At 73.6% G+C, this 21,795-nt stretch carries 21 protein-coding genes and 1 pseudogene; 11 read left to right on the forward strand and 11 right to left on the reverse strand.

Annotation, left to right across the window (positions count from 1 at the left end):
- Together IH61_RS49135 and IH61_RS0132070 are read left to right on the forward strand one after the other, a co-directional pair.
- A pseudogene (locus IH61_RS49135) lies at positions 1 to 308 on the forward strand (hypothetical protein); the annotation flags it as partial.
- Positions 309 to 541: 233 nt separating this feature from the next.
- On the forward strand, positions 542 to 1,402 hold the full coding sequence (locus tag IH61_RS0132070; protein ID WP_037973649.1) for an SAM-dependent methyltransferase: 861 nt from the start codon (positions 542 to 544) through the stop codon (positions 1,400 to 1,402).
- Positions 1,403 to 1,529: 127 nt separating this feature from the next.
- Here IH61_RS0132070 and IH61_RS0132075 read toward each other — a convergent pair whose 3' ends face one another.
- Positions 1,530 to 2,387 (reverse strand): Fpg/Nei family DNA glycosylase, encoded by an 858-nt coding sequence (locus IH61_RS0132075; protein WP_031076337.1) that lies wholly within the window; start codon positions 2,385 to 2,387, stop codon positions 1,530 to 1,532.
- Between the two features lie 141 nt (positions 2,388 to 2,528).
- Here IH61_RS0132075 and IH61_RS0132080 point away from each other — a divergent pair, with 141 nt between their 5' ends.
- The 3 genes from IH61_RS0132080 to IH61_RS0132090 all read left to right on the forward strand — a co-directional run bounded on the left by IH61_RS0132080 (position 2,529) and on the right by IH61_RS0132090 (position 4,691).
- Positions 2,529 to 3,188 carry a hypothetical protein gene (locus tag IH61_RS0132080; protein ID WP_051838445.1) on the forward strand — a complete coding sequence of 220 codons (660 nt, stop codon included), beginning with the start codon at positions 2,529 to 2,531 and terminating at the stop codon, positions 3,186 to 3,188.
- 67 nt (positions 3,189 to 3,255) lie between these two features.
- Positions 3,256 to 4,053, forward strand: coding sequence for a DsbA family protein (locus IH61_RS49775; RefSeq protein WP_031076341.1), 798 nt, complete (start codon positions 3,256 to 3,258; stop codon positions 4,051 to 4,053).
- A complete protein-coding gene (locus IH61_RS0132090) occupies positions 4,050 to 4,691 on the forward strand; it encodes a vitamin K epoxide reductase family protein (RefSeq protein WP_031076343.1) in 642 nt (213 codons plus the stop codon). The genes IH61_RS49775 and IH61_RS0132090 overlap by 4 nt, the downstream gene beginning before the upstream one ends.
- A gap of 81 nt (positions 4,692 to 4,772) precedes the next feature.
- On the opposite strand, the gene IH61_RS0132095 is transcribed toward IH61_RS0132090, so the two are convergent.
- The 3 genes from IH61_RS0132095 to IH61_RS0132105 are packed head-to-tail and all read right to left on the reverse strand — an operon-like array spanning position 4,773 to position 7,757.
- Positions 4,773 to 5,771 carry an adenosine deaminase gene (locus tag IH61_RS0132095; protein ID WP_031076345.1) on the reverse strand — a complete coding sequence of 333 codons (999 nt, stop codon included), beginning with the start codon at positions 5,769 to 5,771 and terminating at the stop codon, positions 4,773 to 4,775.
- A gap of 55 nt (positions 5,772 to 5,826) precedes the next feature.
- Positions 5,827 to 7,167 carry an MFS transporter gene (locus IH61_RS0132100; protein WP_051838446.1) on the reverse strand — a complete coding sequence of 447 codons (1,341 nt, stop codon included), beginning with the start codon at positions 7,165 to 7,167 and terminating at the stop codon, positions 5,827 to 5,829.
- Positions 7,164 to 7,757 (reverse strand): ArsR/SmtB family transcription factor, encoded by a 594-nt coding sequence (locus IH61_RS0132105; RefSeq protein WP_031076350.1) that lies wholly within the window; start codon positions 7,755 to 7,757, stop codon positions 7,164 to 7,166. The genes IH61_RS0132100 and IH61_RS0132105 overlap by 4 nt, the downstream gene beginning before the upstream one ends.
- A gap of 136 nt (positions 7,758 to 7,893) precedes the next feature.
- Here IH61_RS0132105 and IH61_RS0132110 point away from each other — a divergent pair, with 136 nt between their 5' ends.
- Both IH61_RS0132110 and IH61_RS0132115 read left to right on the forward strand, forming a co-directional pair.
- The gene (locus IH61_RS0132110) at positions 7,894 to 8,175 is read left to right on the forward strand and encodes a DUF6158 family protein (protein ID WP_031076352.1); all 282 of its coding nucleotides are present in this window, start codon (positions 7,894 to 7,896) and stop codon (positions 8,173 to 8,175) included.
- A 182-nt stretch (positions 8,176 to 8,357) separates the two neighbouring features.
- Positions 8,358 to 9,746, forward strand: a complete 1,389-nt coding sequence (locus IH61_RS0132115; protein WP_031076353.1) for an NADP-dependent succinic semialdehyde dehydrogenase — start codon at positions 8,358 to 8,360, stop codon at positions 9,744 to 9,746.
- A gap of 73 nt (positions 9,747 to 9,819) precedes the next feature.
- On the opposite strand, the gene IH61_RS0132120 is transcribed toward IH61_RS0132115, so the two are convergent.
- Together IH61_RS0132120 and IH61_RS0132125 are read right to left on the reverse strand one after the other, a co-directional pair.
- The gene (locus tag IH61_RS0132120; protein WP_031076355.1) at positions 9,820 to 10,101 is read right to left on the reverse strand and encodes a hypothetical protein; all 282 of its coding nucleotides are present in this window, start codon (positions 10,099 to 10,101) and stop codon (positions 9,820 to 9,822) included.
- A 36-nt stretch (positions 10,102 to 10,137) separates the two neighbouring features.
- A complete protein-coding gene (locus IH61_RS0132125; protein WP_031076357.1) occupies positions 10,138 to 11,097 on the reverse strand; it encodes a Ku protein in 960 nt (319 codons plus the stop codon).
- 109 nt (positions 11,098 to 11,206) lie between these two features.
- Here IH61_RS0132125 and IH61_RS0132130 point away from each other — a divergent pair, with 109 nt between their 5' ends.
- Positions 11,207 to 11,434: a hypothetical protein gene (locus tag IH61_RS0132130; RefSeq protein WP_031076358.1), complete on the forward strand. Its 228-nt coding sequence runs from the start codon at positions 11,207 to 11,209 to the stop codon at positions 11,432 to 11,434.
- 9 nt (positions 11,435 to 11,443) lie between these two features.
- Here IH61_RS0132130 and IH61_RS0132140 read toward each other — a convergent pair whose 3' ends face one another.
- Positions 11,444 to 13,072: a tryptophan halogenase family protein gene (locus tag IH61_RS0132140; protein ID WP_031076360.1), complete on the reverse strand. Its 1,629-nt coding sequence runs from the start codon at positions 13,070 to 13,072 to the stop codon at positions 11,444 to 11,446.
- A 178-nt stretch (positions 13,073 to 13,250) separates the two neighbouring features.
- On the opposite strand from IH61_RS0132140, the gene IH61_RS49780 reads away from it, so the two are divergent.
- Positions 13,251 to 13,376, forward strand: a complete 126-nt coding sequence (locus IH61_RS49780; protein WP_267884084.1) for a hypothetical protein — start codon at positions 13,251 to 13,253, stop codon at positions 13,374 to 13,376.
- A 66-nt stretch (positions 13,377 to 13,442) separates the two neighbouring features.
- Here the strand turns inward: IH61_RS49780 and IH61_RS0132150 are convergent, their stop codons facing one another.
- Positions 13,443 to 15,296, reverse strand: a complete 1,854-nt coding sequence (locus tag IH61_RS0132150) for an AfsR/SARP family transcriptional regulator (RefSeq protein WP_031076362.1) — start codon at positions 15,294 to 15,296, stop codon at positions 13,443 to 13,445.
- A 264-nt stretch (positions 15,297 to 15,560) separates the two neighbouring features.
- On the opposite strand from IH61_RS0132150, the gene IH61_RS0132155 reads away from it, so the two are divergent.
- A complete protein-coding gene (locus IH61_RS0132155) occupies positions 15,561 to 15,773 on the forward strand; it encodes a hypothetical protein (protein ID WP_158845519.1) in 213 nt (70 codons plus the stop codon).
- A 39-nt stretch (positions 15,774 to 15,812) separates the two neighbouring features.
- Positions 15,813 to 16,334 (forward strand): hypothetical protein, encoded by a 522-nt coding sequence (locus tag IH61_RS46430; RefSeq protein WP_051838447.1) that lies wholly within the window; start codon positions 15,813 to 15,815, stop codon positions 16,332 to 16,334.
- A 172-nt stretch (positions 16,335 to 16,506) separates the two neighbouring features.
- On the opposite strand, the gene IH61_RS49785 is transcribed toward IH61_RS46430, so the two are convergent.
- The 3 genes from IH61_RS49785 to IH61_RS0132175 all read right to left on the reverse strand — a co-directional run bounded on the left by IH61_RS49785 (position 16,507) and on the right by IH61_RS0132175 (position 21,430).
- Positions 16,507 to 19,500, reverse strand: a complete 2,994-nt coding sequence (locus IH61_RS49785; protein WP_078911560.1) for an AfsR/SARP family transcriptional regulator — start codon at positions 19,498 to 19,500, stop codon at positions 16,507 to 16,509.
- 122 nt (positions 19,501 to 19,622) lie between these two features.
- Positions 19,623 to 19,862, reverse strand: coding sequence for an acyl-CoA carboxylase subunit epsilon (locus tag IH61_RS0132170; RefSeq protein ID WP_158845522.1), 240 nt, complete (start codon positions 19,860 to 19,862; stop codon positions 19,623 to 19,625).
- Between the two features lie 26 nt (positions 19,863 to 19,888).
- Positions 19,889 to 21,430: an acyl-CoA carboxylase subunit beta gene (locus tag IH61_RS0132175; RefSeq protein WP_051838448.1), complete on the reverse strand. Its 1,542-nt coding sequence runs from the start codon at positions 21,428 to 21,430 to the stop codon at positions 19,889 to 19,891.
- Positions 21,431 to 21,795 lie beyond the last annotated feature (365 nt).

Genomic DNA, 21,795 nt, shown 5'->3' on the forward strand with positions numbered 1-21,795 from the left:
CCCCGGTGGCCGCGCCGGGGGCGGGCACGGACGGGGACGGCGGTGCGGGGGAAGAAGGGGGGGGGGACGAGGGCGGGGCGGATGAGGGCGGGGCGGGCGAGGGTGGGGGCGTGGCGGGCCCGGAGGCCGGGGGCCACTGCGAGGGCGAGCCCGCCGGCGCCGCCCCGAGCGGCCCGGCCTCGGCGGCCTCCGGGCTCGGCGGGGCGGCGGCGGAGGGCTCGCCGGCGAACGGGCCACGGCAGCCGGCGGCGGCTCCGAGCAGGGACATGCCGGCCGCGACCAGCAGCAATCTTCGCGAAGTAATCTGACGATCAGACAGCATTTCTGATACTTCCCCCGCCGGTCACGGCCACTGACCCCGGGCGCCCCCGATCACCACTCCGACGGGCTAGAACAGGCCCGGGCCGACACCCCGCGCACCCGGCGCACCCGGTGTTCCCTGGACTTCCCCCGCGCTTCCCCGGCCGGACGCCCGGGTTCCCGTGAGGGTCGCTACGCTGTGCTCTCCCAGTGTGATGATCTGCCATCAGAGGACGTGGCCATGACGACAAGTCAGGACTTCCCCCAGCCGGGCGCGCAGGACGCGGACAAGGTCGAGCTCAGCGAGTGGGAACGCTTCGGCGTCGACACCGCCACCCCGCACTCGGCCCGCGTCTACGACTACTGGCTGGGCGGCAAGACCAACTTCCCGCCGGACCGCGCCATGGGCCAGGCCATCGAGGAGGCCGTGCCCAGCATCAAGCAGATGGCCAAGGCCAACCGCGCCTTCCAGGGCCGCGCCGTGCGCCACCTCGCCCAGGAGCACGGCATCCGCCAGTTCCTCGACCTCGGCACCGGCATCCCCACCTCGCCCAACACCCACGAGATCGCCGCGTCCGTCAGCGACGGCACCCGCGTGGTGTACGTGGACAACGACCCGATCGTCCTCGCCCACGCCCGCGCGCTGATGGTCTCCAGCCCGGCCAGCCGGACCACCTACATCCACGCCGACCTGCGCAAGCCCGAGGAGCTGTTCGCCGACCCGGCGCTCACCTCGACGCTGGACCTCACCCAGCCCGTCGGCCTGCTGATGATCGCCGTGCTGATGCTGATCGCCGACGAGGACGACCCGTGGGGCCGCGTCGCCGCCCTGCGCGACGCCCTGCCCTCCGGCAGCTGCCTGGCGCTCACCACCCCGACCCAGGACTTCGACCCGGTGGCCGTCGGCAAGGTCGCCGAGTCCGCCCGCGCCGGCGGGATGACCCTGGTGCCGCGCTCCCACGACGACGTGCTCCGCTTCTTCGACGGCTGGGACCTCGTCGAGCCGGGCCTGGCCCCCGTCCTCGCCTGGCGCCCGGACGGCGAGCCGCCGGCGGACCCGAAGGCCGCGTACTACTGGGGCGGCGTGGCGGTGAAGCGCTGAGGCCCGTCCGGGCGTCCCACTACTCCAGTAGTGGCACTACGGCCGTAGTGGCACTACTGGAGCAGTGGCACTACGGCCGTAGTTCGTCCGCCGGACGGGGCCCCGGGCCGCACACCTCGGCCCGCGGCTACTTCAACAGCCGGGAAAGCCGCCGGTCCGCCAGCGGCTTGCCGCCCGTCTGGCAGGTCGGGCAGTACTGGAGCGAGGAGTCCGCGAAGGACACCTCGCGCACCGTGTCCCCGCAGACCGGGCAGGGCAGCCCGGTGCGGCCGTGCACCCGCAGGCCCATCTTCTTCTCCGCCTTGAGCTCCCCCGCCGCCAGACCCCGCGAGCGCTCCACCGCCTCGCGCAGGGTGCTGCCCAGCGCCTCGTACAGCCGGGCCGTCTCCTCCTCGTCCAGGTCGGCCGCCAGCTTGTACGGGGACATCCGCGCCGCGTGCAGCACCTCGTCCGAGTAGGCGTTGCCCACGCCCGCCAGCACGCTCTGGTCGCGCAGCACGCCCTTGATCCGGCGCCGCTCCCCGCGCAGCAGCGCGGCGAACGCCTCCTCGGTGACCTCCAGCGGGTCCGGGCCGAGCCGGGCGACGCCTGGCACCTCGGCGGGGTCGCGCACCACGTACACGGCGAGGCCCTTCTTCGTCCCCGCCTCCGTGAGGTCGAAGCCCGCCCCGCCCTCCAGGCGCAGCCGCAGCGCCAGCGGGTTCCTCGGGCTCGGGTGGGGCGGCTCGGCGGGCAGGGTCTCCTTCCAGCGCAGCCAGCCGGCCCGGGCGAGGTGGACGACCAGGTGCAGGCCCCCGGCCTCGATGTCCAGGAACTTGCCGCGCCGGGTGACGGAGGTGACGCTCGCCCCCTCCAGGGCCGTCACCGGGGGGTCGTAGGTCTTGAGGGCGCTGATCGCCACCGGCTGGACCTTAGCGATCACGCGCCCGGTCAGGTGTTCGGAGAGGAAGGCGCTCAGCGCCTCGACCTCGGGCAGCTCCGGCATGCGGCCCAGTCTGCCCCCACCGGGCGGCGCCCGCACGCCGTAAGGAGGGGATAAGCCCAGCTCAGCGCGGGTGGTGAGGCTCTTCACAGCAGCCCTCGGCGCCGACCGTTCCGGTTTCAACCTGTGGCAGACTCGGATGCCATGGACATCGGCCCGGTCACCAGGACGCTGCGCGCGGCGGTCTTCGCCGCGCTCGTCGTGCTGCTCGCCGGGCTCGGCCAGGTGCTGGTCACCGGCCGGGCGCTGCCGCTCGCCACGATGGGCCTGGCTGGCCTGGCCGTCTTCGCGACGGCCTTCGCCCTGGCCGGGCGTGAGCGCGGCTACGCGGCGGTCGCGGCGGTGTTCCTGCCGCTGGAGCTGGGCGCCGGGGCACTGTTCGACGTCGCCCAGTCCACCTGTCCCTCGCTGCCGCCCGAGGCCGCGCACGGCTTCCAGCCGCTGCTGTGCGGCGGCGGCTCGCTGGGCGGGTTCCTGCTCGGCCACGGCGTCTCCCAGCAGGCCGGTGTGCTGCTGCTCCTGCTGCTGCACACGGCGATCGCGCTGATCGGCGCGTACGGGCTGCGCCGGGCGGACGCCGCGATGACCTGCCTGGCCCGGACGGTGCGCATGGTCGGCGAGTTCGCGCACCGGCACGTGCCGGCCCTCGCCCGGCTGCTGCGGCTGCTCGCCGCGCCGGTCCCGGCCCGTCCGGTGGTGCGGGTGCCGCTGCCCGAGGCCAGCCGCCCCGCCGTTCCCGCCGAGGACGCGTTCGTGCGCCCGGCCGTGCGGCGCGGTCCCCCGGTGTTCGTCCCGGCCGCCTGAGAGCACTCTCCCGGCGGTCGGTCCTCTCGCAACCCCTTGCACGCCCGAGAGCACTGGACGACACCCCATGAGCAACTCCCGTAAGACCGAGAAGAAGACCTCCGCCACCGAGCGCATGCGCGTCGCCCGCGAGCAGGCCGAGCGCTCCGAGCGCATCCGCCGCCGGGTCGTGGTCGGCGTCTCCTCCGCCGCCGTGCTGGCCCTCGCGGCCGGGGTGGCCTTCGCCGTCGGCGGCTCCTCCGGCTCCGGCTCGGGCGCCTCCGCCAACGGCCCGCTGGTGGTCCCCGCCAACGCCACCGGCACCAACGGCACCGTGGTCACCTACGGCAAGGCCGACGCCCCGCACACCCTGTCGGTGTACGAGGACTTCCGCTGCCCGTTCTGCGAGAAGCTCGAGACCACCACCGGCAAGGCGCTCCAGCAGGGCGCGGACGCCGGCACGTACAAGATCGAGTACCACCTGGCGACGTTCCTGGACGACAACCTCGGCGGCAGCGGCTCGCGCACCGCGCTGGCGGCGGCCGGGGCGGCGCTCAACGAGGGCGTGGACAAGTTCAAGGCGTTCCACGACGTGCTGTACGCCAACCAGCCGCAGGAGAGCAGCGACGCCTTCGGCGACGTCAACCACATCCTCGACCTCGCCGGCCAGGTGCCGGGCCTGAAGACGGACGCCTTCGTGAAGGCCGTCCAGGACGGCACCTACAAGCCGTGGGCGGCCAAGGTGAACGAGGAGTTCAACAAGAGCGACGTCACCGGCACGCCGACCGTCAAGCTGGACGGCAAGAAGCTGGACGTCCTCACCGGCGGCAACGCCGTCTCGCCCGAGCAGTTCACCGCGATGGTCAAGCAGCAGGTGGGCGGATGACGGCCCCCGCCGCCCCGGCCCAGCTGCCGGGCCGGCCGTCGGCCCGGACGTACGGCGCGAGCCGCCCGTTCGCCTGGCTGCTGCTGGTCGGGGGCGCGCTCGGGCTGTTCGCCTCGGCCGTCCTCACCCTGGACAAGCTGCGGCTGCTCAAGGACCCGTCCTACGTCCCCAGCTGCAACATCAACCCGATCATCAGCTGCGGCTCGATCATGCGCAGCGACCAGGCCGAGGCGTTCGGCTTCCCCAACTCGCTGCTGGGCCTGGCCGGTTTCGCGGTGGTGATCGCCATCGGCGCCGGGCTCCTGGCGGGCGCCTCGTACCGGCGCTGGTTCTGGCTGGGCCTGCAGGCCGGGACGGTCTTCGGGATCGGCTTCGTGAGCTGGCTGATGTACCAGGCGCTCTACCGGATCAACGCGCTGTGCCCGTACTGCATGGTGGTGTGGGCGGCGATGATCCCGCTGTTCTGGTACACCACGCTGCACAACCTGCGCAGCGGCGTCATTCCGGTCGGCCGCCGACTTCGGCCGGTGGTGCGGGAGTTGGCCCGCTACCACTGGGCGGTTCCGGCGCTCTGGTACGCCGTCGTGGCGCTGCTGGTGCTGAACCGGTTCTGGTACTACTGGTCGACCCTGCTCTGAGCCGAAAGACACGGCCTGAGGCCCCGCCCGGCCGTCCCCCTCCCGCTCACGGAAGGGGGACGGCCGCTCGCGTTCCCGGGGTCAGAGCTCGGACGGCTCGAAGACGAACGCCTCGACCTCGGCGAGGAGTTCGGCCCGGCGGTCTTCGTCGATGAAGGAGGCGCGGAAGGAGTTGGCGGCCAGGCGGCGCAGGGTCTCCTGCTCCAGCGCCAGGGCTTCGCGAACGGCGCGGAAGTTGTCCTCGACGTAGCCGCCGAAGTAGGCCGGATCGTCGGAGTTGACGGTGACCAGCAGGCCCGCGTCCAGCATCTCGCGAAGCGGGTGGTCGGCGAGGGTGTCGATGCAGCGCAGGCGCACGTTGGAGAGCGGGCACAGGGTCAGCGGGATCTGCTCGCGGACCAGGCGGGCGACGAGTTCGCCGTCCTCCAGGCAGCGCAGTCCGTGGTCGATCCGCTCGACGCCGAGGACGTCCAGCGCCTCGGTGATGTACGAGGCGGGGCCCTCCTCCCCGGCGTGGGCGACGCGGCGCAGCCCGGCCTCGGCGGCGCGGCGGTAGACCTCGCGGAACTTGACCGGCGGGTGGCCGACCTCGGCGGAGTCCAGGCCGATGCCGGTGATCCGGTCGAAGTACGGGCGGGCGGCCTCGAAGGTCTCCAGCGCGGACTCGGCGGACTCGTCGCGCAGGAAGCACATGATCAGCCGGGTGCTGATGCCGTGGCGCTCCTCGCTCTTCTCCAGGGCGGCGGTGAGGCCGTTGACGACGGTCTCCAGCGGCACCCCGCGGGCGGTGTGGGCCTGCGGGTCGAAGAAGATCTCCGCGTGCCGCACGCCCTGCTCGGCGGCCCGGGCGAGGTAGGCGTCGGCGAGGTCGGCGAAGTCCTGCTCGGTGCGCAGCACGGCCATCAGCGCGTAGTAGAGGTCCAGGAAGGACTGCAGGTCGCTGAAGGAGTACGCCTCGCGCAGGGCCTCGGTGTCGGCGTAGGGCAGCCGGACGCCGTTGCGGTCGGCGAGCGCGAAGGCGAGCTCGGGCTCCAGGGTGCCTTCGATGTGCAGGTGGAGTTCGGCCTTGGGAAGCGGCATATGCGATCGATCCGTGCTGTCGGGGGCGGATTCTTAAGGTTTAGATGGATTCATCCTAGGAGCTGCTGCTGCCGGTCGGGCCCGGCCGCCCGGGCAGGTCGCGCAGGGTCCGCAGCGGGGACGCCAGGGGCAGCGCCCCGCACAGGGCCAGCAGCGTGGTCATCACCCACATCGTGGCACGCGTCCCGACGGCGTCGCCCAGCGCGCCGGCCGCCAGGGCGCCCAGCGGGATGAGGGTGTAGCCCGCGACCATCGCGCCGGCCGTGACCCGGGTGAGCAGGGCGGGCGGGGTGTAGGACTGCCGGAAGCTGGAGAGCACCACGTTGACCAGGGTGACGGCGGCGACCACCCCGAAGAGCCCGACCACGTAGAACGCCGCCCGGGCGCCCGGGCCGGCCAGCGGCATCAGCAGGCCCACCGGCGAAACGGTGAGCAGCACGATCCGCAGCCCGCGCGCGGTGCCCAGCCGCCGGCACAGCGGCCGGGCCACCAGCGCGCCGAGGATGCCGCCGACCGCGCCCGCCGAGGCGAGGGCGCCGACCCAGCCCGGCGCGATCCCCGCGTCCCGGACCAGGAAGAGCGCCGCGACGGACTGGTAGCCGCCGGCGAGGGCGAAGTTCGCGGCCGCGCCGTAGAGGGTGAAGGCGCGCAGGTACGGGTCCCGCCACAGGAAGGCGAGCCCCTCGCGGACCTCGCGCAGCAGGCCCTCCCGGGCGGGGGCTTCGAGCGCTGCGACGGGCGCTGCTCCGGCCGCTGTTCCGAGCGCCGCTGCAGGCGTTGCTGCGGGCCGGGCCCGGATCGCCCGCAGGGTGGCGGCGGCTATCAGGAAGCTGACGGCGTCGGCGAGCAACCCGGCCGCCGCGCCGAGGAGTTGGACGGTCAGGCCCGCCAGGCCCCGCCCGGCGACATTGGCGGCCGAGGCGCTGCCCTCCAGCTTGGCGTTCGCCTCGATCAGGTCCTCGGCGGGCACCAGCTCGGGCAGGTAGGCGTGGAAGGCGGCGTCGAAGAAGACCGCCGCCGTGCCGGTGAGGAAGGCGACGGCCAGCAGTTGGGTGAGGGTGAGCACGCCGAGCCCGGAGGCCAGCGGGACGCTCGCGAACAGCGCCGCCGAGCCCAGGTTGCAGACGATCATCACGCTGCGCCGGGGCACCCGGCCGACCCACACCCCGGCGGGCAGGCCGAAGAAGAGCCAGGGCAGCCAGGCCGCGGCGGTCAGCAGACCGACGGCCTGCGGCCCGGCGTCCAGGGCCAGCACGGCGACCAGGGGCAGGGCGATCGAGGTGATGCTGCTGCCGAGCCTGCTGACCGTCTGGCCCGCCCACAGCAGCCGGAAGTCCCGGTGGGTGAACAGGCCCCAGCGGGAGGCGAGTTCGGGCGCCTCCAGGGTGGCGCTCACGGTCGCGCCGGGACGCTGTGGGCGAAGGCCAGGACGGTCTCGCGCTCGCGGCCGTCCTCGGGCACGGGCCGGTTCACCCACTTCTGGATCACCTCGTGCAGGTCGGCGGCCAGCTCCCGGGCCTCCTCGGGGGTGAGCCGCAGCCAGCCCTGGGTGGCGATCGCGCAGCCGTCCTGCCAGTCGGCCGGGTAGCCGCTGCGGCGCAGCGCCCACTCGCGGACCAGCTCGATCTGGCGCTCCGCCATGATCGAGCCGGCCGCGTCGGCGACGGCCTCGGAGACCGGGTCGCCGTCGAAGTCGGCCCGGGCCCAGGTGAGTTGCCGGTCCGCCAGGCGCCACCACCGCTCGCGGCGGTCGCGGGCGAGCTCGGGGGCCTCCTCGATCAGCCCGCTCTCGGCGAGCACCTTGAGGTGGTGGCTGACGTTGCCCACCGCCTGGCCGGTGCGCTCGGCGAGCTGCCCGACGGTGCCGGGGCCGTCCACCTTGAGCAGGTCCATCAGGCGGCGGCGCAGCGGGTGGGTGAGGGCGGCGAGGACCCGGGCGTCGGAGATCGCCCGGGTGTCCTGCGGCCGGCGTGTGGTCTCGTCCATGTCGGGAGGATATATACAAGAACTCTTGTACGACAGTTCTTTTACAACGTCTCTTGTGGAACCCCGCCCGGCTGTACGGGCGGAGCCGGGGCGCGCACCCTGGAGGAGGGGGCTTCCGCCGAGGAGGTAGCGAGACATGCGGCACGTCGACGACCCGCACACCCGGCCCGAGGGCGTCTCCCCGCACGCGCTGGGCAACGACACCCTGCTGCACGAACTGGAGCAGATGCACCGCACCCGCCACGAGACCTTCCTGTACGGCTCCGAGGAGGCGCTCAAGCGGCACACCCTGCGCATGGGACAGCTGGAGGCCGAGTACCTGCACCGCTTCCCCAACCGCCTGGTGACGGCCGGACGCACCCGGGCCGGGGCCAGGGCGCGGGAGGCGGCGGCGCGCGCCGAGTCGCTGCCGGAGTGACGCCGCCCGGTGGCGGTCCGGCGGGGCACCATCCGGCGGGGCACATCCGGCGGGGCACAGGGACACGCCGGGCCGCATGCGCGTGCCCAGGGGCCGGGTGTCGGGGAGGGTGAGAACAGCCCGCACCCCGGCACCAGCACCCCAGCCCCCAGCCCCCAGCCCCCAGCCCGCAGGAGCCCCGCATGCCCATCGCCAGCGTCAACCCCGCGACCGGCGAGACCCTCCAGACCTTCGACGCCCTCGACGCCTCCGGCATCGAGCAGCGCCTGGCCCGCGCCGAGGCCGCCTTCCACGGCTGGCGCTCCACGCCCTTCGCCGCCCGCGCCGACCTGATGCACCGCGCCGCCGACCTGCTCGACCAGGACCAGGAGGCCCTCTCCCGCACCATGACCGAGGAGATGGGCAAGCCGCTGGTCCAGGCCCGCGCGGAGGCCGCCAAGTGCGCGAAGGCGATGCGCTGGTACGCCGACCACGCAGAGGCGCTGCTCGCCAACGAGCACCCGGACCCGGCCGACGTGGCCGACGCCGGGGCCTCGCGCGCGTACGTCCGCTACCGGCCGCTCGGGGCGGTGCTGGCCGTGATGCCGTGGAACTTCCCCTTCTGGCAGGTGATCCGATTCGCCGCGCCCGCGCTGATGGCGGGCAACGTGGGCCTGCTCAAGCACGCCTCCAACGTGCCGCGCACCGCGCTGGCGATCGAGGACCTGTTCCGCCGGGCGGGCTTCCCCGAGGGCTGCTTCCAGACGCTGCTGGTCGGCTCGGGCGCCGTCGAGGGCGTGATCCGGGACGTACGGGTCGCCGCCGTCACCCTCACCGGCAGCGAGCCGGCCGGGCGGGCGGTCGCGGCCACGGCGGCGGACGAGGTCAAGAAGGCGGTGCTGGAGCTGGGCGGCAGCGACCCGTACGTCGTCCTGCCGAGCGCCGACCTCGAGGCGGCGGTGCGCACCGCCGTCCGGGCCCGGGTGCAGAACAACGGCCAGTCCTGCATCGCGGCCAAGCGGTTCATCGTGCACACCGACGTCTACGACCGCTTCCTGGCCGGGTTCACGGAGGCGATGGGAGCGCTGAAGGTCGGTGACCCGACGGACGAGGCGACGGACGTCGGCCCGCTGGCCAGCCGCCAGGGGCGCGACGACCTGGAGGAGCTGGTCGAGGACGCGCGGGCGCACGGAGCCCGGATCGAGTGCGGCGGCGGGCGGCCGATGGGCTGGGACACCGGCTGGTTCTACGAGCCGACCGTGCTGACCGGCGTCACCCCGGCGATGCGCATCCACCGGGAGGAGACCTTCGGGCCGGTCGCGACCGTCTACCGGGTCGCCGACCTGGACGAGGCGGTGGCGCTCGCCGACGACACGCCGTTCGGGCTGAGCTCCAACGTCTGGACCCGGGACGAGGGCGAGCAGGAGCGCTTCGTACGCGACGTCCAGGCCGGCGGGGTGTTCTTCAACGGGATGACGGCCTCCCACCCGGCGCTGCCCTTCGGCGGCGTCAAGCGCTCCGGGTTCGGGCGGGAGCTGTCCGGGCACGGCATCAGGGAGTTCTGCAACGTCACCACGGTGTGGATCGGCTGAGCGCCCGCACCGGCCCCGGCCGGGGCCGGTGCGGGCTTCGCGAGAGGTGTCAGGACATGCCTCGGGACAGCTGTCAGGACGCCATGCGGTGCCTGCCCCGGCCGGGCGTCATCCAGCGGGCGAGGACGCCGATCATGGCGATCACCGTCAGGCCCCAGAAGATCGCCATCAGCACGAGCATCGGGGTCAGGCTCACCTGGGTGGCGACCATGCCCAGGCCCACCGAGAGGGCGACCATGAAGGTCACCACGGTCGGGCTGAGGGTGAGCAGCCAGCTGCGGAGGCGGTGGCCGAGGCCGGGGTTCTGTTCGGCCTGGGGGCCGGTGTCCAGTTCCTTGTAGGTCAGCAGGTCCATGGGGATCGCCTCCGGGGGTGGGGAGGTCGGGTGGGGTCAGGAGGCCCGGCGTGGGGCCGACTTCCGGGTGGTGGTCTTCTTCACCGCGGTCTTCTTGGCGGCGGACTTCGTGGCACCGGTCTTCGTGGCGGCGCTCTTCGTGGCGGCGGCAGCGGTGGTCTTCTTCGCCGCCGTCTTCTTGGCGGGGGCGCGCTCGTCGGCGGGCGCCTCGGCCTGGTGCCCGCCCTTGGCCTGGCGCAGGCTGCTGCGCAGCGCCTCCATCAGGTCGATCACGTTGTCCGGCGCCTCGCCGGTCTCCTCCTCGTGCGGCAGCTCGACGCCCTCCAGCCGCGCGGTGATGACCTGCTGGAGCGCCTGCTGGTAGTCGTCGTGCAGCTGGGAGAGGTCGAAGTCCTCGGAGAGGGTGTCCATCAGCGAGCGCGCCATCTTGAGCTCCTGCGGCCGCACGGTGACGTCGCCCTCGGGGGCGATGCCCGCCGCCGGGCGGACCTCGTCGGGCCAGATGCAGGTCTGCAGCACGAGCGTGCCCTCGTGCACCCGCAGCACCGCGGGCGACTCCCGGGTGCGCAGGGCGATCTTGGTGACGGCGATCTGCCCGGACTCCAGCAGGGCGTCGCGCAGCAGGGCGTACGGCTTGGCGGCGGCCTGGTCGGCGACGCCGACGTAGTACGCCTTGGAGAACATCAGCGGGTCGATGTCGCCCGCGTCCACGAAGGCCAGCACGTCGATGATCTTCTTGCTGGGCAGCGGCAGGTCCGCGAGGTCCTCGTCGGTGAGGGTGACGGTGCGCCCGTCCGGCGACTCGTAGCCCTTGGCGATCTCCGCGTACGGGACCTCCTTCTCCTCCTGTTCGCAGTACCGCTTCATCCGCACCCGGCCGCCGTCCTTGGCGTGCACCTGGTGCAGCGGGACGTCGTGCTCCTGGGTCGCGGAGTACAGGTGGACGGGGATGCTGACCAGCCCGAAGCTGATCGTCCCCTTCCAGGTGGTCTGCATGGCTCCCACTGTGCCCCGATGTGCCCGGTTCGGCCACACTTCGAGGAGGAGGCCGCGAAGGGGAGCGCGTAGCGACCGCGTAGCGACCGCGAAGGAGACCGATCCGCCGATGCCCGTACCACCGCCCACCGCTCCGCCGCCGGAGCGCACCACGTACCTGGTGACGTACGCGGTGCGCGGCGAGGCCGGGGTGCGGCACGCCCGGGTGGAGCTGCTGCCCGGGTACGCGCAGGAGTCCGACGTGCCGCGGCTGCTCGCCGCCCGGCTGACCGGGCGGGTGGGCGACGCCGGGCTGATCACCGTCCTGGAGCTGCGGGAGGAGCTGCGGGAGGAGTGACCGGGGCCCTCAGGAGCCGGGGCGCACCCCGGAGCGGTCGGCGACCGACCGGCCGTGCAGGTGGCGCAGGTAGTCGTGGGCGTCGGGGAGGGTGTCGACCAGGTTGCGCTGCTGGCGCTTGATCCGCTCGAACAGCGGCTCGGCGCCGCGCACCGACTCCGGGCGGTGGGCGAGGGCGGGCAGCGGGGCGTCCGGCTCCACGCCGAGCCCGGCGAGGACGGCGTAGTAGCTCGCGTTCGACCAGATCCGGCCCGGCTCGGGGGTGGCGCCGCCGTAGTAGGCCCGCTCCTCCGTCGCGGGGGCGCCCAGCGGCAGGCCCGCGAAGTAGGCGAGGGTCTTGGCCCGCAGGCTCTCCGGCAGGGCGATCCGGCCGTGGGCGCGCCAGAACGGCGTGTCGGTGCGGCGGGTGCAGGCGAAGTGCGCCTGGACGAAGTCCCGGGACTCGTCGAACTCGGTGGCGACCTCGCGGTTGAAGCCGTCCAGCAGGGCCGGGGTGAAGGCGTCCGCCGGGAAGTGGCGCACCAGCTGCTGGAGCGCGCTGGTGACGAAGTGCAGCGCGGTGGGCTCCAGCGGCTCCAGCAGGCCCGCGCTGGAGCCGATGCCGACGCAGTTGCGCACCCAGGCGCTGCGGGTGCGCCCGGCCCGGAAGGCCGTCTCGGCGACCTCGGCCTTCTCCGGGTCCAGGCCCCAGAGGCGGCACAGGTCCTCGGTGGCCGTGCCGGCGTCGGCGAAGGCGCTCGCGTAGACGTAGCTGGACTCGAACTCCCCGAGCAGCGGGGTCTTCCCGGCCCAGCCGGCCGGCATCGCGACGGCCGTGCGGTACGGCTCCAGGCCGTGCGCGAAGTCGTCGTGCGGCAGGCGTACCGTCACCGCGCGGTCGCAGAGCAGCTGGTCGCCGAGGTCGAGGTACGGCTCGGCCATCACCTGGCGCAGCAGGCGGGCGCGGGGGCCGGAGCAGTCGATGAACAGGTCCCCGTCGAGCGCCTCTCCGGCGGTGGTGTGCAGCGCCTCGATGTAGCCGTTGGCGTCCAGCTCGACGCGGGCCAGGGTGCCGGGCACCCGGCGCACGCCGAGGCGGCCGGTGGCGTGGCGGCGCAGGAAGTCGGTGAAGCGGGCCCGGTCCAGGTGCCAGCCGTAGCGGGTGGCCGGGCGGCCGTCCATCCAGCGCGGGGAGCGCCGGGCGTCCAGCAGCGGGGGCTCGCGGAAGCAGGCGTAGTCGAAGGGCTCCACCGTGCCGCCGTGGTGGCGGCGGTGGTGCCAGTAGTGGGAGAGCGGGACCTGCTCGTACTCGGGCAGCAGGCCGAACGCGTGGTAGGAGGCGTCGGGCCCGCCCTGCGGCAGCTCGCGGGGCCGGGTCTCGCCCGCGCCGCCCGTACGCCAGTTGACGAAGCGCAGGGCCGTGCCGAAGGTCGCGCCGGACTCGCGCATCCAGGCGTCCTCGGAGATCCCGAGGGCGGCGAAGAAGGAGCGCTGGAGGGTCGGCAGGGCGGCCTCGATCCCGGCGTCGGCGGCGGTCTCCGGCTCCTCCAGGACCGTCACCTCGACGGTTCCCTGGAGCGCCTTGCGCAGGTAGGCGGCGCTCATCCAGCCGGCCGGGCCGCCCCCCAGCACCACCACGCTCGTGATTCGGGCATCCATCTCCGCTCCCCTTCCACCGTCGATTCCTCGTCGGCTCCAGCGTGCGAGCGGGATCTATAGAGGACCTATACAGAGGGGCCTCCGGAACGCCCTCCGGAATATAAGGAATTCATAGCCGCCGACCCGAATCTGAATGTGCGACGGAGAAGCCGCCGCGAATCGGAGCCGGGAGGCCGCAATGGACCAGAACACCATCCTCGACAGCCTGGAGCAGGAGTTCCAGGAGTGGCTGGAGCAGCACGGGATCGACGAGACGGCGGCGGTGCGCAGCCTGGACCTCGGGCACGCCGGCGGCTGCGGATGACGAAAAGCCCCCGAGGGGACCGGCGGTGGGCCGGTCCCCTCAGGGGGGGATTGAACGAAGAAAGAATCAGATCGAAGAAGCCTCGAGAACGCCAGTCGATTCGTTGACGAAGAGACGGACGAGCGGGGACAGGCGGAACCTCGGAAAAGGCTCCTCCCCCACCGTCATGAGCCGCGCTTCGGCCAGGGATTCCAGCACCGCTTCGGCTTCCCGCACCCCGACCAGCAGCACCTCGGACGCCTCCCGGGCCGTGAACGCGGTGGGGCCGGCCAGGGCGAGGCGGTGCAGGGCCTCCCGGGCCGCCGGGTCCAGCGCGTGGTGGCTGGGGTGCAGGCTCCGGCGGACGTCCAGGGCGCCGAGGCGCAGTTCGTCCAGCCTTCGCTCCTCCGGGGTGAGCCGGTCGGCGAGGGCGGCGGGCGACCAGTGCGGGTGGGCGGCCAGACGGGCGGCGGCGATGCGCAGGGCCAGCGGCAGCCGGTCGCACAGTTCGACGATCCGGGCGGCCGAGGCCGGGTCGGCGGCCACCCGGTCGGGGCCGGCGACGGCGGAGAGCAGCTGGTAGGCGTCGGGGAAGTCCAGCGGGCCGAGCAGCAGCGGGCGGGCGGCCTCGAGGGCGGCGAGCTGGTCGCGACTGGTGACGAGGGTGCGGCAGTGCCCGGTGCCGGGCAGCAGTGGGCGGACCTGGCGGTCGTCGGCCGCGTCGTCCAGCAGCAGCAGCATCCGGCGCCCGGCGAGCCGGCTGCGGAACAGCTGCGCGCGCTCGTCCAGGCCGTCGGGGATCTCCCGGGGCCCGGCGCCGAGGGCGTGCAGGAACCAGCCCAGCACCTCGGCGGGGCTCTTGGGGCGGGCCTCGCGGCCGTGCAGGTCGGCGTGGAGCTGGCCGTCGGGGAAGTCCTCCCGGGCGAGCTGGGCGGCGCGGACGGCGAGGGCGGACTTGCCGCTGCCGGCCGGGCCGGTGACCACGGTGACCGGGGCCTCCGGTGAGGGGCCCAACCGGGCTGCCAGGAAAGCTAGTTGGCCGGTACGGCCGGTGAAGTCCGGGGTGTCGGCGGGCAGCATCGCCGGGCGCAGCGCCGTCCAGAGGGTCGCCGGGGCGTGCACGGTCGCGGTGAGGGTGGCGGCCGGGCCGGGCAGGTCCTCGCGCAGGATCGCGCCGTGCAGGCCCTGCAGGCCCGGGCCCGGGTCGACGCCCAGCTCCTCGGCGAGCAGCTGCCGCCCGTGCTCGTAGACGCCGAGGGCGTCGGCCTGGCGGCCGCAGCGGTGCAGGGCCGTCATCAGCTGGCCGCGCAGGCGCTCGCGCACCGGGTGCTCGGCGACCAGGCTGGTCAGCTCGGCCACCAGCTCGTCGTGGCGGCCGAGTTCGAGGTCGGCGTCGAGGCGGTGCTCCAGGGCGGCCAGGCGCAGTTCCTCCAGGCGGGGGCGCTCCCGGTCCGTCAGGTGCTCGGTGGTGCCGGTCAGCGGGGCGCCGCGCCAGTGGGCGAGGGCGCCGCGCAGCAGGGCGGCGGCGGACTCGTGGCGGCCCGCCGTCAGCTCGGCGCGGCCCTGTTCGGCGGCGCGCTCGAAGGCGTGCAGGTCGAGGGCGTGCAGGTCGGCGGTGTTCGCGCCGGGGGTGTCCGCGCCGCGGGTGTTCGCGCCGGGGGTGTTCGCGCCGAGGTCCAGCCGGTAGCCGGGGGCCTTGCGCGTCAGGGTGACCTGCGGGCCGAGGCGCCCCCGCAGCCGGGACACGTAGGTGTACAGCTGGGCGTTCCAGGTGGCCGGCGGCTCCCAGCCCCACAGGAGGGAGCTGAGGCGGTCGTCGGGCATCAGGCGGCCGCCGGCGAGCAGCAGGGCAGCGAGCACCGTGCGCTGCTTGGCACCGTCCAGCGGTACCTCCCGGCCGTCGTCCACGACGTCCACCGGGCCCAGAATCCGGAACTCCATATCGCCCCGCCCCATCCCCCGTGCGCGGCCCCCGAAGGGTGTCCGCGGCACCTGGTCCGTGTGCCCCGATAACGGTGGCGACGCTACTGACCAGGTCTTTTTCGGGGATGTCGGGCGGATTTCGTCGTGCGGGGTCCCGGGGGCCCGGCGGTGAAATGGATTTGAAAGAGGCCCAAAACGACCTCTCCGTAGTGTCCTTCCCAGGTCGAGGAACGAAGCCCCGGCCGACCGGCGAAGAGCCGGACCCACCCTGTGGAGGACACCGTGAACGCCATCCTGACCAACGCCCGCAACCGCTTCGCCCGCCTCGCCGCCGCGGCCGTCCTCGGCGCCGGAGCCGCAGTCGTCGTCGCCGGCGCGGTGGCGCCCGCCGCGACCGCCGTCGTCGCCGACGACCCGTGGACGATCATCGCGCCGGTCCCCACCACCAAGGCCAACGCGCCGGCCGACGACCCGTGGACCTCCGCGAAGGCGTGACCCGCCCCACCCCCCAACCACTCGATCCAGGGAGACACGATGAGCACCGAAACGCTGACGGCCGTCCGCTCCTACGCCGCGCTCGGGCCGGGCCTCGCCGAGGCCGAGGACTTCCACCGGCGCCTCAGCGCCGCCACCGCGCTCGCCGACCCGGGCCTGGCCTCCGGCGGCTGGGAGGGCCGCGAGCGGCAGATCGTCTCCGCGTGGGTGCGCCACGTGCACGGCGAGCCGCTCGCCCCGCTGCTGCTCCAGGGCACCGCCACCGACCCGACCGTCCGCGCCGAGGAACGGGAGGCACAGCTGCGCGAAACCACCGCCATGGCCGACCGGATCGCCGAACACCGCCCCGCCGCCCTCGGCTGGCGCGGCACCGACCCCACCACCCGGGCCATCGGCGCCGTCGCCGCCATGCGCGCCGTCACCGCCCACGCCCTCAGCCGCCCGGTCCCGCCGCCGCGCGAGCAGCTGGTGCGCGAGGTGTGGTCCCTGGTCCGGGCGGCGGTGCTCGGCACCGAAATGGGCCACCCCCGCCCCGAGACCCCCGGCCGCCCGGCGTGGTGACGGGCCGTCCGGCCCAGCGCCCGAGTGGGCCGGTGCGCCCGCCGAACGGGCCCCGGCGCGATGGAACCCGCCCCCGGTGACCGGTCACCGCAGTCAGCACAGACAACACGAACGTCGATGAGGACCGGCCGTCACGCGTGACGACTCCGCGCTACCGGTTCTCTCCTCCGGCTCAGGACTCGAGCAGCTCCCACAGGATCTCGGTGCTCACCGCACCCGCGCCGCGGAGCAGCTCGTCCAGGCGCCGTACGCGCGCCGACCAGACCGGGGCGCCGACCTCGTCGAAGAGGCGGCCGGCTTCGGTGAGGCAGCCGGCGGCGGCGACGCGGTCGCCGCCGATGGCGGTGACGCAGGCGAGGACCAGGCCCGCGCGGGCTTCCAGGAAGCGGTCGGGGAGCTTGCGGGTGATCTCCAGGGCTTCGCCGAGGGTTTCGACGGCCTCGCTCAGGCGGGCCTGGCGCCACTGGGCCTCGCCGAGGCCGTGGAGGGCGTGGGCCTCGCCGCGGCGGTCGCCGGTGCCGCGGACCAGGTCCAGGGCGCGGCGGCAGGCTTCCTCGGCGCGGGCGCCATCGCCCTCGCGGATCAGGGCCTCCGCGAGGCGGACGGTGCTCTGGGCCTCGCCGCGGGCGGAGCCGACCTCGCGGCTGCGGGCGATGGCCTCGGTGGAGAGCAGCAGGCTGGCCTGGGGTTCGCCGCGCTCGAGTTCGATCTGGGCGAGCATGCCGAGCAGGTGGGCTTCGGCGTAGTGGTCGCCGGCGGTGCGGAAGCCCTCGAGGGCGAGGTGGGCGCTGGCGCGGGAGGCGTCGAGGTCGCCGTTGTAGCGCTGGTAGAGGGCGAGGTTGCGCAGGACGAGGGCGCGCCCGCGCTGTTCGCCGTGCTGGTCGAACAGTCTCAGGGCGTGGTCGAGGCGCTCCGCCGCCTCCTCGTAGCGCCACTGGACGATCTCCAGGGTGCCGAGGCTGTGCAGCATGGCGGCTTCGCCGATGTCGTCGCCGGTGCGGCGGGCGGCGGCGAGGGCGCGTTCGCCGCAGAGCCGCCACTCCTCGGGGTAGTTGCGGTTCTGGAAGAGGGTGGCGCTGGTCATGGTGAGGTCCCAGGCGACGGCGGACTGGTCCGCCTGGGACGCCTGGTCGACGACGCCGACGATCGCGGCGCGCTCGACCTCGAACCAGGCCATGGGCTCGTCGAGCAGTTCGGCGACCAGGTGTTCGGGCAGTTCGTGGCGGTGGCCGGGGCCGTGGATGACGGTGTAGTCGCCGCCGTAGATGCGCCGGTGGGCCTCCTGGGCGAGGAACAGCCAGCCGCCGTGGGCGCGTTGGAGGGCCGAGTGGCGTTCGGGTTCGCCCTCCTGTTCCTTGGCGCACTCGTAGGCGAACAGGCGCAGCAGGTCCTGGAAGCGGTAGCGGACGCGGCCGGTGGCGGCGTCGGAGAGGACTTCGAGGAGTTGGGCGTCGACGAGTTCCTCGATGAGGTCCTCGGCGTCGTAGGGGGAGATGTCGAGCAGCGCGGCGCCGACCCAGGCGGAGAAGTCGGGGACGTTGAGCAGGCCGAGGAGGCGGTACATCCGGGCGGCGCGCTCGTTGAGGTCGCGGTAGCTGAGGCGGAAGCCGGCGCGGACGCCGCGTTCGCCCTGGCTGAGTTCGTCGAGGCGGCGGTGCTGGTCCTCGAGGCGGGAGACGAGGGTGCGCACCGACCAGTGGGGTTTGGCGGCGAGGCGGGCGGCGGCGATGCGCAGGGCGAGCGGGAGCCGGTCGCACAGGGCGCTGAGGCGGGCGGTGCCGGCGGGGTCGGCGGCGAGGCGGTCGTCGCCGACGACGCGGGCGAGCAGTTCGGTGGCCTCGTCCTGTTCGAGGGTGTTGAGGGAGAGGTGGACGAAGCCGTAGTCCCCGGCGAGGTTCTGCATGGGGTCGCGGCTGGTGACCAGGACGCAGCAGCGGCCGCTGCCGGGCAGCAGGGGGCGGATCTGGGTGAAGGAGCGGGCGTTGTCGAGGACGATGAGGACCCGGCGGCTGTCGAGGACGCTGCGGAACAGGGCGGTGCGTTCGACGAGTTCGACGGGTATCCGCTCGGCGGGCACGCCGAGGGCGCGCAGGAAGCGGTCCAGGACGGCGCTGGGGGTGGTGGGTTCGTCGTGCTCGTCGTAGCCGCGCAGGTCGGCGAAGAGCTGGCCGTCGGGGAAGCGGGCGGCGACCTGGTGGGCCCAGTGCACGGCCAGCGCCGTCTTGCCGACGCCGCCGATGCCGGTGATCGAGCCGACGGGCAGGGCTCCGGTCTCGCCGCGCCCGTCCAGGAGCCGGTCGAGGAAGGAGAGTTCCTCGTCGCGTCCGGTGAAGGAGGCGACGTCGGAGGGCAGTTGGGCGGGGTTGGCGGCGACGATGGGCGCGGCGGCGACGGCCTCGGCTGGCAGGGTGAGCCGGGGGGAGTCGGCGAGGACGGCGTCGTGCAGTTCCTTGAGGGCCGGGCCGGGTTCGATGCCGAGTTCGTCGATGAGCAGGCGGCGGCCCTCGCGGAAGGTCTCCAGCGCCTCGGCGCGCCGCCCGGAGCGGTACTGGGCGAGCATCAGGTGGCCGCGGGCCTGTTCGCGCAGGCCGTTCTCGCGGATGAACGACGAGAGTTCGCCGACGAGTTCGCGGTGCATGCCGAGGTCGAGGCGCAGTGCGGTGAACTCCTCGTACACGTCGAGGCGCATCTCGGTGAGCCGTGCGGCCTCGGCCTCGACGCGTTCTCCGGCGATGCCCTCGAGGGCGGGGCCGCGCCACATCGCGAGGGCCTCGTCGAGGAGTTCGACGGCCTCGGGGGTGTTGCCGCCGCGGGCGGCCTCCCGGGCCTGGGCGGTGACCTCCTCGAACTCGACGGCGTCGATGCGATGTTCGCCGACGAAGAGCATGTAGCCGGGGTGCATGGTGACGATGAGGTCGTCGACGCCGACGGCGGTCTTGAAGGTCTTGCGCAGGCCCGAGACGCAGATGGCGACCTGGTTGACGAAGGTGTTGGGCGGGTTGCCGTGCCAGACCGCGTCGGCCAGCGCGTCGACGGAGACGACGCGGTTGGCGGAGAGGAGCAGCATGGAGAGGATGGTCCGCTGGCGGGCGCCCGCCACGGGTACGGGGCTGCCGTCCGCCTGGACGTCCAGGGGCCCCAGGATCCGGAACACCACCTGAAGCACCAGCTGCCTCCTTCCGGCCGTCGATATGGTCGTTGGTAACAGAATCCTGTCGCGGCTCACAAGCGACGCTTCAGGAACCTGCCACGTCAATCGGCCGCTTCGCCTTGCCTGATGGCGGCGGGTCAGCTAGGGGACATCCACGACCCCGGGCGGATGTCGCCGGGGCGCACCCGCTGCCAGCCGGCCGTACGGTCGCGGGCCGGGCTCCCGGCCTGCCCCGCCCGGGCGGCCAGGGCCGTCAGGACGGCGGTGAGCGCGGCGAGTTCCTCGGGCGAGGGGGCTCCGCGCAGCACCCGCAGCAGGGCACCGGGCGCGGCCGGGTCGGCACCCACGGGGTCGGCGCTCAGAGGGTCGGCGCTCACAGGGGCCGCGCTCACGGGGTCGGCGCTCACAGCGGCGGGTTGCCGTGCTTGCGGGCGGGCAGCAGGGCGTGTTTGGCGGCGAGCATGTCGAGGGCGTCGATCAGCACGCGGCGGGTGTCGGCCGGGTCGATGACGTCGTCCACGAGGCCGCGTTCGGCGGCGTAGTAGGGGTGCATCAGTTCGGCGGTGTACTCCTTGACGAGCTGCGCGCGGGTGGCCTCGGGGGTGTCGGAGGCGGCGATCTCGCGGCGGAAGACGACGTTGGCGGCGCCCTCGGCGCCCATGACGGCGATCTCGTTGGTGGGCCAGGCGTAGGAGAGGTCGGCGCCGATGGAGCGGGAGTCCATGACGATGTAGGCGCCGCCGTACGCCTTGCGCAGGATGACCTGGACGCGGGGGACGGTGGCGTTGCAGTAGGCGTAGAGCAGTTTGGCGCCGTGGCGGATGATGCCGTGGTGCTCCTGGTCGACGCCGGGCAGGAAGCCGGGCACGTCGACGAGGGTGACGATCGGGATGTTGAAGGCGTCGCACATCTGGACGAAGCGCGCGGCCTTCTCGGAGGAGTGGATGTCCAGGACTCCGGCGAAGGACTGCGGCTGGTTGGCGACGACGCCCGCGAGCCGTCCGTCGAGCCGGGTGAGGGCGCAGATCACGCTGGTCGCCCAGCGCTCGTGGACCTCCAGGTACTCGCCGTTGTCGGCGATCTCCTCGATGACCTTGCGCATGTCGTACGGGCGGTTGCCGTCGACGGGCACCAGGTCGAGCAGGGCTTCGCAGCGGCGGTCGGCCGGGTCGCCGCCGGGGGCGGCGGGGGGTGCCTCGCGGTTGTTGGCGGGCAGCAGGGAGAGCAGGTAGCGGACCTCCTCCAGGCAGGTGCGCTCGTCGTCGTAGGCGAAGTGGGCGACGCCGGAGAGCTCGGCGTGCACGTCGGCTCCGCCGAGGCCGTTCTGGGTGACCTTCTCCCCGGTCACGGCCTGGACGACGTCGGGGCCGGTGATGAACATCTGGGAGGTCTCGCGGACCATGAAGACGAAGTCCGTCAGCGCCGGGGAGTAGGCCGCGCCGCCGGCGCAGGGGCCGAGCATCACGGAGATCTGCGGGATGACACCGGAGGCGCGGGTGTTGCGCTGGAAGATGCCGCCGTAGCCGGCGAGCGCCGAGACGCCCTCCTGGATGCGGGCGCCCGCACCGTCGTTGAGGCTGACCAGGGGTGCTCCGGCCGCGATGGCCAGGTCCATCAGCTTGTGGATCTTCTGGGCGTGGGCCTCGCCGAGTGCGCCGCCGAAGATCCGGAAGTCGTGGGCGTAGGCGAAGACCCGACGCCCGTGCACGGTGCCCCAGCCCGTCACGACACCGTCGGTGTGCGGCTTCCTGGCCTCGAGGCCGAAGCCGGTGGCGCGGTGGCGGCGCAGGCCCTCGATCTCGGTGAAGCTGCCCTCGTCGAAGAGCAGGTCGAGCCGCTCGCGGACGGTCAGCTTGCCCTTGCTGTGCTGTGCTGCGGTGGCCCGCTCCTGGCCGCTGAGGACGTCGTCCTTGAGGCTCCGCAGCTCGGTGATCCGGTCCTGCATGGTGGACGCTGGGATCGGCACGGGAATCACTCCCTCCGGCTTGGCGCCCCCGGCGGGGGCTCAGCGGCCGACTCTAGGAACGTGTCGGCCGCCACCGCGAGGAATCCGCTGCGGGTGTGTCCCGATGGTGCCACGCCGACAATGGCGCGAGGGGGCCCGGCCGCCCCCGATCTTTGCCGTGTCAGCTACCGGACAGCATTCGCTCCGTCGCCCGGCCGTCACCGTCCGCACCCCCTGCGAGGTGCGATGCTGGCAGACCCGGACGGAGTTCGCCTGCCAATTGTCGTCCCGCGTTCAACAGTTCGTCCGACCCCCTCGAACAACGCGCTCGAAACGGCGGCGAATGACGGTTCTCGGCGATCGAC

The organism is Streptomyces sp. NRRL WC-3742 (assembly GCF_000720635.1).
Lineage (GTDB): Bacteria > Actinomycetota > Actinomycetes > Streptomycetales > Streptomycetaceae > Kitasatospora.